The 19,126-nt window shown below is 68.3% G+C and carries 13 protein-coding genes, 1 tRNA gene and 1 pseudogene; 12 read left to right on the forward strand and 3 right to left on the reverse strand.

The window, feature by feature from the left end:
• Positions 1–26: 26 nt before the first annotated feature.
• Positions 27–917 (reverse strand): transglutaminase family protein, encoded by an 891-nt coding sequence (locus tag AC3WT0_RS05885; protein WP_492752177.1) that lies wholly within the window; start codon positions 915–917, stop codon positions 27–29.
• Positions 914–3,415, reverse strand: coding sequence for a circularly permuted type 2 ATP-grasp protein (locus AC3WT0_RS05890; protein WP_492752178.1), 2,502 nt, complete (start codon positions 3,413–3,415; stop codon positions 914–916). The genes AC3WT0_RS05885 and AC3WT0_RS05890 overlap by 4 nt, the downstream gene beginning before the upstream one ends.
• A gap of 118 nt (positions 3,416–3,533) precedes the next feature.
• Between AC3WT0_RS05890 and pdxH the strand changes: the two genes are divergently transcribed.
• The 4 genes from pdxH (at position 3,534) to acnA (ending at position 8,605) form a co-directional block, all read left to right on the forward strand.
• Positions 3,534–4,112, forward strand: a complete 579-nt coding sequence (gene pdxH, locus AC3WT0_RS05895; RefSeq protein WP_492752179.1) for a pyridoxamine 5'-phosphate oxidase — start codon at positions 3,534–3,536, stop codon at positions 4,110–4,112.
• A complete protein-coding gene (locus AC3WT0_RS05900) occupies positions 4,109–5,038 on the forward strand; it encodes a cation diffusion facilitator family transporter (protein WP_492752180.1) in 930 nt (309 codons plus the stop codon). Before pdxH ends, AC3WT0_RS05900 begins: the two co-directional genes overlap by 4 nt.
• Positions 5,035–5,820, forward strand: a complete 786-nt coding sequence (locus AC3WT0_RS05905) for a PhzF family phenazine biosynthesis protein (protein WP_492752181.1) — start codon at positions 5,035–5,037, stop codon at positions 5,818–5,820. The genes AC3WT0_RS05900 and AC3WT0_RS05905 overlap by 4 nt, the downstream gene beginning before the upstream one ends.
• A 127-nt stretch (positions 5,821–5,947) precedes the next feature.
• Positions 5,948–8,605 (forward strand): aconitate hydratase AcnA, encoded by a 2,658-nt coding sequence (acnA, locus tag AC3WT0_RS05910; protein WP_492752182.1) that lies wholly within the window; start codon positions 5,948–5,950, stop codon positions 8,603–8,605.
• Positions 8,606–8,663: 58 nt separating this feature from the next.
• On the opposite strand, the gene ygfZ is transcribed toward acnA, so the two are convergent.
• Complete coding sequence (gene ygfZ, locus AC3WT0_RS05915; RefSeq protein WP_492752183.1) at positions 8,664–9,380, reverse strand: CAF17-like 4Fe-4S cluster assembly/insertion protein YgfZ; 717 nt, start codon at positions 9,378–9,380, stop codon at positions 8,664–8,666.
• Positions 9,381–9,431: 51 nt separating this feature from the next.
• On the opposite strand from ygfZ, the gene AC3WT0_RS05920 reads away from it, so the two are divergent.
• From AC3WT0_RS05920 to AC3WT0_RS05955, 8 genes and pseudogenes are all read left to right on the forward strand, one after another.
• Positions 9,432–10,754, forward strand: a complete 1,323-nt coding sequence (locus AC3WT0_RS05920) for a dihydroorotase (protein WP_492752184.1) — start codon at positions 9,432–9,434, stop codon at positions 10,752–10,754.
• Between the two features lie 276 nt (positions 10,755–11,030).
• Positions 11,031–11,107, forward strand: a tRNA-Arg gene (locus tag AC3WT0_RS05925).
• 460 nt (positions 11,108–11,567) lie between these two features.
• A complete protein-coding gene (locus AC3WT0_RS05930) occupies positions 11,568–12,467 on the forward strand; it encodes a hypothetical protein (RefSeq protein WP_492752185.1) in 900 nt (299 codons plus the stop codon).
• 110 nt (positions 12,468–12,577) lie between these two features.
• Positions 12,578–14,725, forward strand: coding sequence for a ParB/RepB/Spo0J family partition protein (locus AC3WT0_RS05935; RefSeq protein WP_492752186.1), 2,148 nt, complete (start codon positions 12,578–12,580; stop codon positions 14,723–14,725).
• Between the two features lie 143 nt (positions 14,726–14,868).
• Positions 14,869–15,063: a hypothetical protein gene (locus tag AC3WT0_RS05940; RefSeq protein ID WP_492752187.1), complete on the forward strand. Its 195-nt coding sequence runs from the start codon at positions 14,869–14,871 to the stop codon at positions 15,061–15,063.
• Between the two features lie 133 nt (positions 15,064–15,196).
• Positions 15,197–15,715 carry a UCP036055 family protein gene (locus tag AC3WT0_RS05945; RefSeq protein WP_492752188.1) on the forward strand — a complete coding sequence of 173 codons (519 nt, stop codon included), beginning with the start codon at positions 15,197–15,199 and terminating at the stop codon, positions 15,713–15,715.
• Positions 15,712–16,542, forward strand: a complete 831-nt coding sequence (locus tag AC3WT0_RS05950) for a DUF7007 domain-containing protein (protein ID WP_492752189.1) — start codon at positions 15,712–15,714, stop codon at positions 16,540–16,542. Before AC3WT0_RS05945 ends, AC3WT0_RS05950 begins: the two co-directional genes overlap by 4 nt.
• A gap of 222 nt (positions 16,543–16,764) precedes the next feature.
• Positions 16,765–19,026 (forward strand): annotated as a pseudogene (locus AC3WT0_RS05955) (strawberry notch-like NTP hydrolase domain-containing protein); the annotation flags it as partial.
• Positions 19,027–19,126: the final 100 nt, after the last annotated feature.

A 19,126-nucleotide genomic window follows, 5' to 3' on the forward strand; every position in this document is an offset into this window, starting at 1 on the left:
GGGCTTAAAGCCCCCTAAGTCCAGTGTCAGGCAGCCATTTCGGTGACCGGCTCGACATCGACCGAGACCGTCATCGCCTGCGCGCCCGAGCCGAGGACGATGCCGTCGATCGGCGCGATCTCCGAATAGTCGCGCCCGATCGCCATCACGATATGGTCGCCGGCCATCCAGATGCCGTTGGTGGGATCGAGCCCGATCCAGCCGCGATCGGGGCCGCACCAGAGCAGGACCCATGCATGGGTGGCGTCCGCGCCGACGAGCCTTTCCTGCCCGGGCGGCGGAATCGTGCGGATATAGCCGCTGGCATAGGCGGCAGGCAGGCCGGCGGCGCGCAGCCCGGTGATCATCACCTGCGCGAAATCCTGGCAGACGCCGCGCCGCTTGGCGAAGGCCTCCGCCGGGGTCGTCTCGGTCACCGTCGCGGTCGGATCGAATTCGAATTCATGCTGGATACGACGCGCGAGCGCGATGCCGGCTTCGAGCGCGCCGGCATCCGGCGGCAGGCTTTCGGCGCACCAGTCGGCAATCCCCGCGTCGAGCGGGATCAATGGCGAGGGGAAGAGATAATTGGCGGGGCCGGCGGCCGAGAGATCGCGGCTCTCGCGCGCCAGCCTGGCAACGGTCGCGAGGTCGGGATCGTCGATCGAGGGGATCGGCACCAGCCGGTCGACGCTGACGCGCGCGGTGCTGACGATTTCCAGCCCGCGCACCGCCTGTTCGACGACGACGCGGTCGACATTGGCGAGCGAGGCGTCGGCGCGCGCCGGGCTGATCCGCCCGCCGGGATTGACGCTGAGATCATAGTCGAGAAGCTGCTGGCCTTCCCAGTCGATCGGCTTCAGCCGCAGGTTGCAGCGCGCGAAACGCGCGGGCGCCGCATAAATGAAGCGCGTCGAATGGCGGATATTGTATATCAAGCGAGCGTGAACCCCGGGGCGCGGATCGTTTCGGCTCCGCGCAGGAAGAAGCGGCGCGACACCGCATCCGAAAGCGCGAGCAGGCGGTTCTCGATCGCCTGGACGGCATCGCCCTCAAGCATAGCGGCCTCGGCCGTGGCGATGGCGGCGGCGAGCTGGGTGGCGACCGCCTGATGCTCCTCGGCCATGCCGTCATCGCGCAGCGTAGGCAGCGCCTTCAGATGCTCGGCGATGCGATCGACCTGATAGGCGAGCGAGCGCGGATTGGACGGATCGAGCGTGACGAGATCGCGCGCGGGAACGAGCGCGAGGCCGGTCAGGTAGCGCTGGCGATAGCTGATCTGGCTGCCGGCGAGATCGAGCAGCGCAGTCAGGTCGTCGGCGCTCGCCTCGGCCCCGGCGAAGGAGCGGAGCAGGCGGCAGATGGTGATGCCGCGTTCGAGGCGACGGCCAAGATCGTGGAAGCGCCAGGCATCCGTGCGCGCCATATGTTCAGCGGCGAGCCCGGCGAGCGCCGCGAAACGCTGCTGCAGCGCGCCCGAACGCTCAACCATGCCGCGCCCCTTGGCGGGGCCGGCATCGAGCAGCCGCCAGAAATCGCCCGAGAGGCGCTCGCGCGATCCCTCGCCGATCGCGCGGGCGAGGCTGAGCAGGGTGCGGACGCTGGCCGTTTCCTCCTCGTCGTCGAGCGCCGCATGGGCGAGCTGGACGATGTTGCGCTCGCCCGCCTGCGAGCGCGCGAAGGCCGCGCCGCTGGCGATGAGCAACGCGCGCAGGCGCCCCGTGGTCTCGGCCGAAAGCCCGGCGCCGCCATCGGCATCGGCGTCGGTCGACGCGCCGAGCGCGGTGCGGACCATCGCCAGCGTCGCCTCGCCGCGCTCGAGATAGCGGCCCAGCCAGTAGAGATTGTCGGCGACGCGGCTGGGCAAGGTCCCGGGGTTGCGCCTGATCTGGACCGAGTCGCCGGCGGGGAGCAGCGACACGCGCTCGACCGGGCGGTCGCTGACCACGATGACGTCGGCCGAGCGGTCGCCGTCGCCCATCACCGCGGCGCGCGTGTCGGCATTGTCGCCGATCCTCGCGAAACCGCCGGGCATGACGCGCCACTGGCCGTCGGCGTCGCGCGCCGCGAAGACGCGCAGCGTGAAGGGGCGCGGCGCGAGCTTGCCATCGGCGACCGTCGCCATCGTCGAGAGCCGGACGACTTCCTGCCCGACATAATCCATCGGGCGGCGCGCGAGATCGGCGAGCAGCGCTTCGCGTTCGGCGCCTTCGATCTCCGCGCCGATTCGCGCGCGCCCGCCGTCCAGCCCGCGCGGGGTGGCGGCGAAGGCGCGGCCGATCACCATCGCGTCGAAATTGTCGCGGACATGCTCCAGCTCCTGCGTACCCCCGCACCACCAGGTGGCGATATTGGGGATGAGCAGGTCGCGCCCGGTGAGGCGGACCGAAAGGCGCGGCAGGAAAGCGCTGATCGCCGGCGATTCGAGCACGCCCGTTCCCGGTGAATTGGCGACGACGGCGTTGCCCACCGCCATCGTGTCGATCAGCCCGGGCACGCCGATCTGCGAATGCGAGTCGAAGGCCAGCGGGTCGATGAGGCGCGGATCGATCCGCCGCCACACGCCGTCGATGCGCTTCAGCCCCTCGATCGTGCGGACGTAGAGCCGCTCCTCATGCACCGCGAGGTCGCTGCCCTCGACGAGCAGCAGGCCGAGATAGCGCGCGAGATGCGCCTGCTCTGCATAGCTGGGGTTGAAGCGGCCGGGGGTGAGCAGCGCGATGCGCGGATCGGCGCGGCGACAGATCGCCGCCAGCCCGGCGCGGAAATCGGCGAAGAAGCCGGCGAGCCGTTCGACGTTCAGCCGCGTCTGCAGCCCGCCCATCTCACGCGAGAGCGCCAGCCGGTTCTCAAGCGCATAGCCCGCGCCGGTGGGGGTACGCGTATGATCGGCGAGCACGCGCCAGTCGCCGCCGGGGCCGCGCGCCAGATCGGCGGCGTAAAACATCATATGATAGCCGCCGGGCGGCTTGAGCCCGACCATCGGGCGAAGGAAATACTGGCTGCCCGTCAGCAGCGCGCCGGGGATATGGCCGCCGCCGATCATGCGCTGGTCGCCGTAGATGTCGGCGAGCAGCGCTTCCATCAGATCGGCGCGCTGGGCGATGCCTTCCGCCAGGCCCTGCCACTCGGCGCCGTCGATCATCAGCGGGATGGGCGAGAGCGGCCAGGGCCTCTCCTCGCTGTCGCCGGGCATGCGGAAGCCCGTGCCGATCTCGTCGGCCTGGCGCTGGATGCGGTCGCGCGCGATCTCGAGGTCGCCGTCGGCGAGCCGCGCCGTTTCCTCGAGCATGACATGCCAGGGCGAGCCGGGCTGCGCCGCGCCCGCGCACATCACATCGCCGCCGGGCGCCGCCGCGCAATATTCAGCCAGCCACCGGGCGACGAGCGCGCGCGGATCGTCGGCATGCGTCACCGGCAGTCTCGCCGTCGCCATCGCTTCCCCTTCGGCCCCATCGACTCGGTTAAGACCATAAAGGCTTGTGCGGCGCAACAATCGCCATACGCAAGAGCGCAGGGATGACAGCCATGCCCCGGCGGCCTAAATCGGCGGCATGACCCAGACGCCCTTTGCCCTGTTCGACGAATGGTATGCGCGCGCGCAGGCCGAGGAACTCAACGATCCCAACGCGATGGCGCTGGCGACCGCCGATGCGCGCGGCCGCCCTTCGGTGCGGACGGTGTTGCTGAAGGGTCACGGGCCCGAAGGCTTTGTCTTCTACACCAACCAGCAGAGCCGCAAGGCCGACGACCTGCACGCCAATCCGCACGCGGCGTTGCTGTTCCACTGGAAATCGCTGCGCCGTCAGGTGCGGATCGAAGGCGCGGTGACGACGGTGACCGATATCGTCGCCGACGCCTATTTCGCGACGCGCAGCCGCGACTCGCAGCTTGGCGCCTGGGCGTCGGAGCAATCGCGCACCCTGCCGTCGCGCGACATATTCGAGGCGCGCTACGACGAAGCCCGCGCGCGTTTCGACGGCGGCCCGGTGCCGCGCCCGCCGCACTGGTCGGGCTATCTCGTCGTGCCCGAGCGCATCGAGTTCTGGGAAGATCGCGCCCACCGCCTCCACCACCGCCGGCTGTTCCTGCGCGACGGCGAAGGCTGGAACGAGAGCCTGCTCTATCCATGAGCGGCCTCGCCGCACATGGCGCGCTGACGCGGCGGGCGGCGCTGGCGAGCGTCGCCACTGCGATCTTCCTGCTGCTGCTGAAAGCCTATGCGGCGTGGACGAGCGGATCGATGGCGATGCTCGCCTCGCTCGCCGATACCGGGCTGGACCTGCTCGCCTCGCTGACCACGCTCTACGCCGTGCGGGTGGCGGCGCAGCCGGCGGACAGCAATCACCGTTTCGGCCATGGCAAGGCCGAGGCGCTGGCGGCGCTGTTCCAGGTCGTGCTGATCACCACCTCGGCCGTCGGGATCATCGTCGGCGCGGTGCAGCGGCTGAGCGGGCCGCCGGGGCCGATCGAGGCCGAGGCGGGGATCGCGGTATCGCTGCTGGCGATCGTCGTGACGCTGCTGCTGACGCGGTACCAGCAGCATGTGATCGCCAGGACAGGATCGGTCGCGATCGGCGCCGACCACCTCCATTATCAGTCGGACCTGATGCTCAACGGATCGGTGATCGCAGCGCTGGTGCTCGACCGCTATCTGAAGCTGCCGGGGGCCGACGCGCTGTTCGGCATCGCGATCGCGCTTTGGCTGGTGTTCGGGGCGTGGCGATCGGCCAGCCACGCGATCGACCAGCTGATGGACAAGGAATGGCCCGAGGAAAAGCGCCAGAGGGTCATCGACATCGCCAATTCGAGCCCGGTGCTCAACCGCATCCATGACCTGCGCACGCGCAGTTCGGGCGTGCACGACTTCATCCAGTTCCATGCCTGGGTGAAGCCCGAGATGACCGTGGCCGAGGCCCACGAAGCCGTCGAGGCGATGGAGGAGAAGCTGCGCGCCGCCTTTCCGGGGGCCGAGGTGCTGATCCATGTCGACCCCGAAGGCCAGATCGACAATGTGGGAAGCGCGATGGAAGCGCTGAGGGAGACGCCCGAGACATGATGAGACTGCCGATCACCCAGGTCGACGCCTTTGCCGACCGCCCCTTCACCGGCAACCCCGCCGCCGTCATGCCACTCGACGCATGGCTGGACGACGATCTGCTGCAGGCGATCGCGCTGGAGAACAACCTGTCCGAAACCGCCTTCACCATCCCGGCCCAGGGCGATGCCGATTACGAGCTGCGCTGGTTCACGCCCACGACCGAAGTGGCGATGTGCGGCCATGCGACCTTCGCGGCCGGCCATGTGCTGATCGGCGACCGGGATGAAATCCGCTTCCGCACGCGCAAGGCGGGAATATTGACGGTGGTGCGCGACGGCGCGGGCTATCGCATGTCGCTGCCCGCCTGGCGGCCCGAGCCGCGCGCGCTGCCGCAGGTGCTGGCGGCGCTGGGCGTCGAGGGCGAGACGCACTGGCACCCGCAGCGCTATGCGCTGGTCCGGCTCGACAGCGCCGATGCGGTGCGCGCCGTCACCCCCGATTTCCGCGCGCTGGCCGCCGAAGGCGACCTGCTGACCATCGTCACCGCACCGGGCGACGAGACCGACATCATCAGCCGCGCCTTCGCGCCCGGCGGCGGGATCGACGAGGATCCGGTCACCGGATCGGCGCATGCCGTGCTGGTGCCCTGGTGGGCCGAGCGGCTGGGGCGCGACCGCTTCACCGCCTATCAGGCCAGCGCGCGCGGCGGTCATCTGGACTGCGCGCTCGACGGCGAGCGGGTGATATTGGGCGGGCGCTGCGCGACGGTGCTGGAGGGAAATTTCCTGCTCGTCGATTGACGTTAGCGTCAAGTTGCAAACAGGTTTATCGTAGAAAACGGGAACGCAAGGCAAGTGCCCTTTCCCCACCCGTAAACCCTTGCTATGCGCGCCGCGACAAACGAACGCGCAGCAAAAGGATTTGCCAATGACCGCCGTCGGACAGGACACCCTCTCCACCCGCACAGCGCTTTCGGTCGGCAGCCAGACCGTCGACTATTATTCGCTGGAAAAGGCCGCGGCCAAGCTGGGCGACGTTTCCCGCCTGCCCTTCTCGATGAAGGTGCTGCTCGAGAATCTCCTGCGCTTCGAGGACGGTTCGACCGTCACGGTCGAGGACGTGCAGGCGATCGTCGACTGGCAGAAGGACCGCAAGTCCGACCGCGAGATCCAGTATCGCCCCGCGCGCGTGCTGATGCAGGATTTCACCGGCGTGCCCTGCGTCGTCGACCTCGCCGCGATGCGCGATGCGATGAACGCGCTGGGCGGCGACGCACAGAAGATCAATCCGCTGGTTCCCGTCCACCTCGTCATCGACCATTCGGTCATGGTCGACGAATTCGGCACGCCCAAGGCGTTCCAGGACAATGTGGACCTCGAATATCAGCGCAATTTCGAGCGCTACGACTTCCTGAAATGGGGTTCCAAGTCGCTCGACAACTTCAAGGTCGTGCCTCCGGGCACCGGCATCTGCCACCAGGTGAACCTTGAGAATATCGCGCAGGCGGTATGGTCGTCGGTCGCGACCGACGGTGCGACGATCGCCTATCCCGATACGCTCGTCGGCACCGACAGCCACACCACGATGGTCAACGGCATGGGCGTGCTTGGCTGGGGCGTCGGCGGCATCGAGGCCGAGGCCGCGATGCTGGGCCAGCCCGTGTCGATGCTGATCCCCGAAGTCGTCGGCTTCAAGCTGACCGGTTCGCTGAAGGAAGGCATTACCGCCACCGACCTGGTGCTGACCGTCACCCAGATGCTGCGCGCCAAGGGCGTGGTCGGCCGCTTCGTCGAGTTCTACGGCCCCGGCGTCACCGCGCTGTCGCTGGCCGACCGCGCGACGATCGGCAACATGGCGCCGGAATATGGCGCGACCTGCGGCTTCTTCCCGATCGACACCAAGACGCTCGACTATATGCGCCTCACCGGCCGCACCGAGGCGCAGATCGCGCTGACCGAGGCCTATTGCCGCGCGCAGGGGCTGTGGCACGACGTGAGCAGCCCCGAGCCGGTCTTCACCGACACGCTGGAGCTGGACATGAGCACGGTCGAGCCCTCGCTCGCCGGCCCGAAGCGCCCGCAGGACCGCGTGCCGCTGACCCAGGTCGACGACGTGTTCGTCGCCAGCACCGACATGAACGCGCCGCGCATCGACATTCCCGAGCGCGGGCATGACATCGGCAATGGCGACGTGGTGATCGCCGCGATCACCAGCTGCACCAACACCTCCAACCCCTCGGTGCTCGTCGCCGCCGGCCTCGTCGCCCGCAAGGCGCACGAAAAGGGGCTGAAGCCCAAGCCGTGGGTCAAGACCTCGCTGGCCCCGGGGTCGCAGGTCGTCACTGACTATCTCGAAAAGTCGGGCCTGCAGGCCGATCTCGACGCGATCGGCTTCAACCTCGTCGGCTATGGCTGCACCACCTGCATCGGCAATTCGGGCCCGCTCGCCGGCCCGATCTCGAACGCGATCAACAGCAACAACCTGACCGCCGTGTCGGTGCTGTCGGGCAACCGCAACTTCGAGGGCCGCGTGTCGCCAGACGTGCGCGCCAACTTCCTTGCCTCGCCGCCGCTCGTCGTCGCCTATGCGCTGAAGGGCACCGTCGGCGACGACATGGTCACCACGCCGATCGGCAAGGGCAAGGATGGCGAGGACGTGTTCCTCAAGGACATCTGGCCGACCAACGACGAGATCCGCGCGACGATCGACGCCAGCATCGACGCCGGCATGTATGCCTCGCGCTATGCCAACGTCTTCAACGGCGACGAGAAGTGGCGCTCGATCACGGTCGAAGGTTCGGACACCTACAGCTGGCGCGCCGGTTCGACCTATGTCGCCAACCCGCCCTATTTCGAGGGCATGTCGATGACCCCGGCGCCCGTGACCGACATCATCGAGGCTAAGCCGCTGGCGATCCTCGGCGACTCGATCACCACCGACCACATCAGCCCGGCGGGCAGCATCAAGGCCGACTCGCCGGCCGGCACCTACCTGCAGGAGCATCAGGTGAGCCGCGCCGACTTCAACAGCTACGGCGCGCGTCGCGGCAACCATGAAGTGATGATGCGCGGCACTTTCGCCAACATCCGCATCCGCAACGAGATGGTGCCGGGCGTCGAAGGCGGCATGTCGTCCTACAAGGGCGAGACGATGGCGATCTACGACGCGGCGATGCGCCACAAGGCGGACGGCACCCCGCTCGTCGTCGTCGCGGGCAAGGAATATGGCACGGGCTCGTCGCGCGACTGGGCGGCGAAGGGCACCAACCTGCTGGGCGTGCGCGCCGTCATCACCGAAAGCTTCGAGCGTATCCACCGCTCCAACCTCGTCGGCATGGGCGTGCTTCCGCTCCAGTTCGCGCCCGGCGTCGACCGCAAGACGCTGAAGCTCGACGGCAGCGAGACCTTCACGATCACCAACGTCGCCGGCCTCCGCCCGCGCCAGGAGGTGGACGTGCTGCTGACCCGCGCCGACGGTTCGACTGAGACGTTCAAGACGCTCTGCCGCATCGATACGCTCAACGAGCTCGACTATTTCCTCAACGGCGGCATCCTGCCCTACGTGCTGAGGAAGCTCGCCGCCTGATCAGGCGCGCGGGATCGCGAATGAAAGGGGCCTCGCACTGCGGTGCGGGGCCTTTTTCTTAGGCCTCGACCAGCGCCTCGCGCATCCACGCCGGGAGCGCCTCTCCGGCGAGCGACTCGATGCGGCGGTGGACGATGCTGAGGCCGAGCGCGTCATAGGCGATGCGCGCATCCTCCTGCGGTGTGGGGAGGACGGCCAGGCGGCGGTTGACCTTCTGCCGGTGGTGCATCCGCGCGGTATTTTCCTGCCCGACGAAGCAGCCCTTGGTGAAGCTGGTGCCGTTCAGCTCGCGCGCATTGCATTCGAGCCAGAGCGTGTCGCCGTCGCCCAGCTCCGCCACGCCTTCGGTCACGCCCAGCCGCAAGCGATGCGCAAGCCAGCCTTCGACCGCATCGTCCGGTGCGGCGATCCAGCGGCGGCCGAGCGCGGGCAGGCGCGGATCGGCGACGCCTTGGTCGCCCTCCGCCGCCCAGTGGACCGCGAGCGCGGGATCGGGCGCTATCGTGATCGCGCGGCGCAGGCGGTAGATCGCAAGCCGCTTCGCCAGCGCATCGGCGCACGCCGCCTCGCAATCGACGAGGATATCGTCGCCACCCGTCCAGAGGATGAAATCGAACAGCACCTTGCCCTGCGGGGTCAGCAGCGCGCTCCATTGCGGCGCGCCGGGCGCAACCGCGCGCATATCCTGCGTGACGAGGCCCTGGAGAAAGCCGCGCACGTCGTCGCCCGAGAGGCGAAGGACGGTGCGATCGGCAAGAGTGGTTCCGCTGCTCATCGCTTGAAGCTAGGGAGTGATACGACAGATTGTAAGCGGAAGGATCGCCCGATGCCCAGTTATGACCTGCTGCTCAAAGGCGGCACCGTGCACACGCCGGGCGGGCCGGTGGACGCCAATGTCGGCGTCCGCGACAGCAGGATCGTCGAGATCGGGGCGAGCGGCGACGCGGGCGAGATCATCGACTGTACCGGACTGGACATCATACCGGGTGTGATCGACACGCAGGTCCATTTCCGCGAACCGGGGCTGGAGCATAAGGAGGATCTCGAATCGGGCAGCCGCGCCGCGGTGCTCGGCGGCGTCACCGCCGTGTTCGAGATGCCCAACACCAAGCCCAATACCGACAGTGCCGAGGCGCTGGCCGACAAGCTGCGCCGCGCGCATCACCGCATGTGGTGCGACCACGCCTTCTATGTCGGCGCGACCGCCGCAAATGCCGATCATCTGGGCGAACTGGAGCGGCTGCCGGGCGCGGCGGGGATCAAGGTGTTCATGGGCGCCTCGACCGGCGACTTGCTCGTCTCCGAGGATGGCGACCTTGCGCGCGTGCTGGCGCACGGCAAGCGCCGCGTGGCGATCCACGCCGAGGACGAGGCGCGGATGAACGAGCGCGCGGGTCTGCGCGTCGAGGGCGATCCTTCCTCGCACCCGATATGGCGCGACGACGAGAGCGCGATGCTCGCGACGCAGCGGATCATCCGCCTCGCACGCGAAGCGCGGCGGCGTATCCACATCCTCCACGTCACCACGCCTGCCGAGCTCGACTATATCGGGCGGCACAAGGACATCGCCTCGTGCGAGGTCACGCCCCAGCATCTGACGCTGGCGGGCGAGGAAGCCTATCCGCGCATCGGCAGCCATGCCCAGATGAACCCGCCGATCCGCTCGGCCGCGCACCGCGACGGGCTGTGGCACTGGCTCAACCAGGGCGTGCCCGACGTGATCGGATCGGATCACGCCCCGCACACGATCGAGGAGAAGGCCAGGCCCTACCCGGCCAGCCCGAGCGGGATGCCGGGGGTGCAGACTTTGCTCCCCCTCCTCCTCGATCATGTCGCCAACGGGCGGCTGAGCTTCCAGCGGCTGATCGACCTGACGAGTGCAGGCGCGCAGCGCGTGTTCGGCCTCGTCACCAAGGGGCGGATCGCGGTCGGCTATGATGCGGACTTCACCATCGTCGACCGCAAGGCGCGCTGGACGATCGAGGAGAGCTGGCTCGCCTCGCGCGCTGGCTGGTCGCCCTTCACCGGCATGACGCTGACCGGCCGGCCGATCGGCACGATCGTGCGCGGTCACCGCGTGATGTGGGAAGCGACGCTGGCCGATCAGGCGATCGGCGAGCCGGTGAAGTTCGAGTCGACGAGCTTCTGACCGAAGGGCGGGCCCGAACGCCTTGGGGCTGGCGGAGCCGCAACCGCTCTGCTAAGCGCCCGCCCACGCACCCGTAGCTCAGCTGGATAGAGCGCTGCCCTCCGAAGGCTCACGTCCAACGCGAGAGTGACGGAATCATACAATGTTTTCGGCTAGTTAGAAAGGTCGTAGAAAGGACGAATAAAAAAACTCACCAGAAACTCACCGCGATCGGACAGCCGATTTTGAACGCGGATTGACCTTCATCGGCACAACACATACGGCTTCATGCCATCCGCACCCGTAGCTCAGCTGGATAGAGCGCCGCCCTCCGAAGGCGGAGGCCACAGGTTCGAATCCTGTCGGGTGCGCCAAAAACATAAATAAAATCAATTAGTTATAAGGGGCGTAGCGATCCCATTCGCGGTCTCGCCAACCTCAAAACTCACCAACCTCGGCAGTGACGCCTCGCAAGTCCTTCGGATTTCGGATAAAAATGCCCGGCGCAAACTCACCAGCGGCCGCGAAATGGATTCGGGGCAATCGGACACTGCGTATCGCCCCGCAGGCCGATCGTGATGCGGGCAAGCCCGCCACATTCTGGTTTCTGATCGAAGATTTGGCCCTTGCACCAAGCCGAACGCGATGAAGGTGGGCGCCAGAAGAAGGCCAGGTTGGGGGAAGCCTCCCCCTGAGCGGGAGTCCTTGGGTCTCCCGCTACCCCCTCTGCGGGGCACCCCGCAACGCCCCGAGAGTGAGAGTCCGCCCGGTCGGCCGTGACGGGTTTACGAGGCAGAGGGAGCGGCCCCTGTCGGCCCGTCGCGGAGACACGCGATGGCGCTTTCCACCGCCGCGGCCCGCACCGGCTATGATCCGGCGGGCCTCATCACCCTTGGCCAGACACCAGACCGCGAGCGGGTCCGACTGCGCGTGCTCAGCCTGGGCGCCGGCGTCCAGTCGACCACGCTGGCGCTGATGGCCGCCCACGGCGAGATCGGCTCGATGCCCGATTGCGCCATCTTCGCCGACACCGGCTGGGAGCCGCGCGCCGTGCGCGAGCATCTCGCCTGGCTCATATCCCCGAACGTGCTGCCCTTCCCGGTGCATATCGTCTCGGCCGGCGACATTCGCGCCGATCTGCTGCGAGCTGGAAGCGGCGCGCGCTGGGCTTCGATTCCCGCTTTCACGCGCACCGTGAACCGCGGCCGCATCGAGGTCGGCATGATCCGGCGCCAATGCACCAAGGACTACAAGATCATCCCCATTCGCCGGAAGGTGCGCGAGCTGGTCGGCCTGACCCGCCGCCGCTCCCCCGATCACGCCATCGTCGAGCAATGGATCGGCATTTCGGCCGACGAGCTGATGCGGATGAAGCCCTCCTTCGAGGCGTGGCAGGTCAATCGCTGGCCGCTCGTCGAGCAGCGCATGGCGCGGCGCGACTGCCTGCGCTGGCTCGAACGGCACGACTATCCGATCCCGCCCAAGAGCGCCTGCGTCGGCTGCCCCTTCCATTCCGACATGCGCTGGCGCGAGATCCGCGACAGCGATCCCGAAGCCTGGGCCGAGGCAGTCGAGGTCGATCATGCGATCCGCACCGGCCTTCGCGGTATCCGCGGTGACGTCTATTTGCACCGTTCGGCCGTGCCGCTCGACGAGGCCGACCTCAGCACGCCCGCCGATCGCGGCCAGCTCGATCTCTGGGGTAACGAATGCGAGGGCATGTGCGGGGTCTAGCGGCGTGCGCGGCGGCGGCGGCCATGAGAGTGAGAGGAGGGCCTTGGGTTTCGTGACGGGCTGGATAGCCGAGAGAGTGTCTCGCGGCGGCCCGTCATGGAGTAACCGACATGGCAAAAGCTACCCCCAAGATCACCCTCAGCGCGTCGCGGGACATTCCCTTCGACAAGCTGTTTCTCTCCGATTCCAATGTTCGCCGCGTGAAGAACGGCGTGACAATCGAAGACCTCGCCGACGACATCGAGCGGCGCGGCCTGTTGCACGGCCTCAACGTCCGGCCCGAGGTTGACGACGAGGGCAACGAGACCGGCCGGTTCGGCATCCCCGCCGGCGGCCGCCGCTACTCTGCGCTGGCGATCCTCGTGAAGCGTAAGCGCATGGACAAGACCTGCCCTGTCCCCTGCATCGTCAAGTCGGCCAGCGATCCGATCCTGGCCGAGGAAGATTCGCTCGCCGAGAACAGTCTGCGCGAACCGCTTCATCCGCTCGACGAGTTCCGCGGCATGAAGCTCCTTCACGACAAGGGCGAGCGCGAGCAGGCCATCGCCGCGCACTTCCGCGTTACCCCAGCCGTCGTCACGCAGCGCCTGCGGCTGGCGTCGGTCTCGCCCAAGCTGCATGAGGTCTATGCCGCCGGCGACATGACGCTCGATCAGCTCATGGCGTTCACGGTCAGCGAGGATCATGCGCGCCAGGAGCAGCTCTGGAAGCAGCTCGACCACAGCAGCAACAGGTCGCCGACGTTCATTCGCGAAAAGCTGACCGAGGACATGGTGCCCGTTTCGGACAGGCGCGTGCTGTTCGTCGGCCTCCCGGCCTATCTCGCGGCCGGCGGCACCGTGCCGACGCGCGACCTGTTCGAGCCCGATGACGGCGGCTGGCTGTCCGATCCCGCTTTGCTCGACGGCCTGGTGGCCGAAAAGCTCGATGTCGAAGCCGCAGCGATCAAGGCCGAAGGCTGGAAGTGGGTCGCGGCGCTGATCGACCTGCCCTATGGATACGACGACGACTACCGGGAAATCGACGCGACCCGGGAGCCGCCGACCGAGGCGGACGAAACCCGGATCGCCGAGCTTCGCGCCGAAGCTGACGCGCTGGAGGAGCAGTGGGCGGGCAGCGGCGATGTCCCGCCCGAGGTCGAGGCCCGCGTCACCGCCATCGACGTCGAGCTGGCCACGCTGTCGCGCGGGCGGTTCACCTACGATCCGCAGGAGCAGGCGCGCGCCGGCGTGTTCATCGGTCTCGAAACCGACGGCACGCTCTATATCGACCGCGGCTGGGTCCGGCCGGAGGACGAACCCGAGGAGGAACCCGACGAGACGGGCGACGACGAAGCCTTGGCCGGAACGTCCAGCGACGAACCGGCTGGCGACGACGCGCATCCCGTGCCGGCGAACCCGGATGATGCGCCGGTTCCCGGTCCTTCTGTCGAAAGCGGCGACGACGATGATGACGTCATCAAGCCCCTGCCGGATCGGCTGGTGGCCGAGCTGACCGCTTCCCGGACGGTCGCCCTGCAGGACGCCTTCGCGCAGAATCCCTCGGTGGCCTTCGCCGCTGTGCTGCACGCGATGGTGCTCACCACCTTCTATCAGGTGCGCACGGAGACCTGCCTGGAGCTGTCGGTTAACCGCGTCTATTTCCCGTTCCAGGCGCCCGGCCTGAGGGAAAGCGCGGCGGTCAAGGCGATGGAGGAACGCCACGCGGGCTGGAAGGCGCGGCTGCCCAGGTCCGACAAGGACGCCTGGGACGCGATCCAGCAGCTCGACGGTGCCGATCAAGCCGCCCTGTTCGCGCATTGCGCCGCCTATGCGGTGAATGCGCAATGGGAGCCGGTGCCCAAGCATGGCGGTGGCCGCGTCTCGGCGCATGGCGTCGCGCGGCGGGTCGAGCACGCCAATGTGCTGGCGCGCGCGGTCGGGTTCGACATGGTGGCGGCCGGTTGGCGGCCCACGGTCGAAAATTATCTCGGCCGCGTCACCAAGCCGCGCATCCTCGAAGCCGTGGCGGAAGGCACGGAGCCGCAGAAGGCCGGCCTGATCGACCATCTGAAGAAGGGCGACATGGCGCGCGAGGCCGAACGGCTGCTGGCCGATTCCGGCTGGCTCCCTGAGCCGCTGCGGATGCCGGCCCCCGAACCCGCCCTGTCGATCGCCGACACGCCGGCTGACGGCGGGGATGCGGAGGCGCTTCCGGCGTTCCTGGGCGACGAGGGCGAGAACGAGCAGGACTCGGCCTACGCCATCGCGGCGGAATAGCCGCACACGGGCGGGGCGGTTTCGGCCGCTCCGCCCATTTCTTCACATCACCTCGATGGCCCGGCCGAGCGCCGGGCCTTTTTGCGTGGCCGCCGGGCCACTTCCGACCTGGCGGCTTCCACCTTCAGCATAGGAGAATCACCATGAAGATCGACGACATCGCGCTGGCCGACGCCGACGCGCTCGCGCCCGTTCTGCTCGCCGCCATCCAGCGTCTCGGACAGCTCGGCCGCTCGGGGGCCGTCGCGCTGGCGCGGCAGGTCGAAGACGGCGATGCCGATTTCGACGAGGCCGCCTCCTGGATCGCCGACATCGCAGCCGGGACGCTCGCCGACTGAGCCGCGCGCCGCCGGTCCCGTCACGGGGCCGGCGGCCAGAGCGCGAGGGCGGGCCGGGGCCGGGTGAGCCGGGCGGATTGAGAGAGAGCGCCGGACGGCTCGATCCTTTCCCCGCTCTCCACGGAGACCCATAATGTCCGACCTGATTTCCAATCCGGCCCAAGCCGCCGTTTCGGCTGTGCTCGATGGCCACGCGGTCATCGCCACCGCGCCGCTCGGAACTCTGCTGCGCTTTTCCGACGGGGAACCGCGACCGCCCGAACGCTTCCGGCGCAAGCTGTCCGCCTGGAAGAACCGCAACGGCACAGGCCGTCTGGTCGAGAAGTCGGCCGCTTGCACGCTCGGCGACCGGCCATTTCCCGCCACGTTCACGCTGCACCTCGCCAACTACGGCTCGAACGGCACGATCGTCATGGTCGTGAATCGGGGTTTCCAGGCCACGACCGATCTTCGCTTCGAGGTTCTCGAACGTCCCGCATCCGGCATGGTCCGCGTGCTCTCGCGGCGTGGCGGCCGGGTCGAGCTGCATCGCCTCACATCCGACATGGCCGAGGCCGAGGCATGGATGGCGAAGAACCGCTACTGCGATCCCATCGCCGAGATCGTCGGTGAAGATGAATCCGGTGCCGCCGCGCTCGGGAGGGTGGCATGAACGCCGCCGCTCCCACGCAGGCCATCTATGGCCGCACCGCCGATGGCGACCTGGCGGCGCTGGTCGGCGACAATGCCTATCTCGCCCTTCCGGTCGCGGATGGTCTTCGCCTCTGGAGCGGTTGGCGGATCGACCGTCCAATCGCCGAGTGGCGGCGGGCCGACTTCTCCGGCTTCGGCGACGCCATCGCCGACGAAGCGGCGTTTCGGGTTCTCGTCGCGGAGCAGGTCGAGCATCGGCGCGAGATGATCGCGCTCGATCGGCAGCACCGAGCGTCCGACCGCTGGAGCCCCTGGGGCGCGTCGCAGGGCGGCTCGGTCTATGCCGAGGGCGTCGTCTTCCATGTCACCGCGAGCCACGGCGGCTTCAATCTCGATGACGCCCACAATGCGGCCATGCCCGCCGCGCTGCGCATCGAAAGCGGCTGGTATGAGGAGGACTGCGATTGGGCGATGGTTGCGTTCGGCTTTCCCGAGCTGTTCACTGCCTACGAACGCCGCATAGCCGAGAAAACCCTGCGCGATACCTATCCCGAACGCTGGGAAGCCGTCCACGGTCGGCCCCTCGCGCCGGGCGAATCCTTCACCAAGGATCGCCGTCTGTTCGAGGAAGCCCATGCTCAGGACTGGATTGTCATATCCGCAAGCATGTCGGGGACCACGCCGGGATTGGTGCAATGCGTCGCGGCGCTCGGCGGAAAGCGTGACCGGCGACCCTATCGCGGGTTTCTCGTCCCTAAGACGGAATATCGCGCCGGGCCGCATGGCTTCGTGATCGACGAGGCCCGGCACGAAACCTGGGAGCTGCCGACCGCTCCCGACGCCTGAATCCTGTCTAGCCCGTCCCTGCGCCTCGGCCGGGGACGGGCTTCTTTTTTGTTCGACCGCTGGAGATCGCTTCTCCCCGGCGCGCGGCAACCGGCACGCCGCAAGCGTCGGGCCGAACTGCGGACCAGGAGAGTGAGAGGTGGGCCGGAAACGGGCGGGTCGGCCGGATCGAGAGAGAGCGTCCGGCGGCCCATTCCCTCCCGGCTCTCCAGGACATCCACCATGACCCTTGCTGCACCCGCTGCCCGTCCGGCCACGCCATATCCCATCGCGCCCGGTTTCGCTGCGACCGCGCGATCCATCCTTGCCGCCGCCGCGCTCATCCTGCCCGATCTCGAACGGGGCCGCGCGATCGACGCGCGCGCCCTGCGCTGTGCGATGGAAACCGCGTTCGGCGGCTCCGACGCCGATGGCGCCTGGGACTGGAAAGCTGCCTACGACGCCTGCGAGGCGGCACAGGTTCTGTTCCTGCGCAAATACGGCGGCACGATCCTCCGCAAATCCGGGTCCACGGTCGCCGCGCTGGCGATGATCGAGAAGGTGGCAGCGCTGCTTCCCACCCATACACGCCGTTCCGAGACGTCGCAGGCGTTCCAGCAATTCTCGACCCCGGCCGGGCTCGGCTTCGTCGCCACCATTGCAGCCGCGATCCGGCCGGGCGACCTGGTGCTCGAACCCTCCGCCGGGACCGGGTTGCTCGCGGTCCAGGCCGAGACGCGCGGCGCAGGGCTGGTTCTCAACGAACTGGCCGAGATCCGCGCCGAGATGCTCGCCGGCCTGTTCGGCGAATGCCCCGTCACACGCCACGATGCCGCGCATATCCATGATTATCTGCGCGCCGACATTGTGCCGAGCGTGGTAGTGATGAACCCGCCATTTTCGGCCGTCGCCCATGTCGACCGCACGATGAAGGATGCGGCGCTTCGTCATATCGGCTCGGCGCTGGCCCGGCTCGCCGAAGGTGGCCGCCTGGTCGCGATCACCGGGTCGAGCTGCGCCCCCGACAATCCCGCCTGGGCCGACAGCTTCGCGCAGCTTCAGGAGCGTGGCCGCGTCCTGTTCTCGGCGGCGATCGACGGCCGGGTCTATGCCAAGCACGGCACGACCATCGACACGCGCCTCACTGTTATCGAGCGCGTTCCCGCCAGCGATCCGCGCCACTTCCCGGCCTCGCCCGGCGTCGCGCCCGACACCGCGACCCTGCTCGGCTGGGTTCAGGACCATGTGCCGCCACGCGGCTCCGGCCCCGACACACCGCCGCCCGCCATGCCGGTGGCCGTGCCCGTCGCCATGCGGGCGATGTCGGCGAAGCCCGCCGCCCGCCGCCAGGCCAGGCCCGCACCGCGCGCGCCCATCGTGCTGCCCGAGGCGGCGGAGCTTGCCTATGACTCGATCGACTGGACGCCGGCCGAGGCGGGCCGCCTGACCGACGCGATCTACGAGCCCTATGCGCTCCAGTCGCTGCGCATCGACGGCGCGAAGCCGCATCCGACCCCGCTGGTCCAGTCGGCGGCGATGGCCTCGGTCCCGCCGCCCAAGCCGAGTTATCGGCCCATGCTGCCCGCCAACCTTGTCGCCGACAGCATCCTGTCGGACGCCCAACTCGAATCCGTGATCCTCGCGGGCGAGGCGCATAGCGGCCATCTCGCCGGGGCGTGGACGGTCGATGATAGCTGGGATGTCGTCACTGCCGCGCCCGACGATGCGGAGAAGGCCGTGCGCTTCCGCCGGGGCTGGTTCCTCGGCGACGGCACCGGCGCGGGCAAGGGCCGCCAGGTCGCGGGCATCATCCTCGACAACTGGCTGAAAGGCCGCCGCCGCGCGGTCTGGGTCAGCCGGTCCGAAACCCTGCACCAGGACGCCATGCGCGATTGGGAGGCGCTCGGCCAGGAGCGCCTGTTGGTGACGCCGCTCTCGCGCTTCCGGCAGGGCACGGCGATCGCGCTGGACGAGGGCGTCCTGTTCGCCACCTACGCCACCCTGCGCTCGCAGGAGCGCGGCGAGAAGGCGAGCCGCGTGCAGCAGATCGTCGACTGGCTCGGCGCCGACTTCGACGGCGTGATCGTGTTCGACGAGGCGCACGCGATGGCGAATGCGGCCGGCAGCACCAGCGAGCGCGGCGAGCAGGCGCCCTCGCAACAGGGCCGCGCGGGGCTTCGGCTCCAGCACGCGCTTCCGCAAGCCCGCGTCGTCTATGTGTCCGCCACCGGCGCGACCACCGTGCAGAACCTCGCCTATGCCCAGCGGCTCGGCCTGTGGGGCGGCGAGGATTTCCCGTTTGCAACGCGCGCTGAGTTCATCACGGCGATCGAGGACGGCGGGGTCGCGGCAATGGAGGTGCTGGCGCGCGACCTGAAGGCGCTTGGCCTCTACTCGGCGCGCGCGCTGTCCTTCGATGGCGTGGAATATGAGATGCTCGAACATGCGCTGACGCCCGCGCAGATCGACATCTACGACGCCTATGCCGGCGCCTTCCAGATCTTATGCGCAGCTGCGCATAAGATCGATTATCACGAGGTCGCGATAATGTGAAGGAACGCGGCAGCGACGTGGATTCTCCTAATGCGGGGCGATGTTGCTGCGC

The organism is Sphingomonas sp. EU05-FHT14C10 (assembly GCF_058790595.1).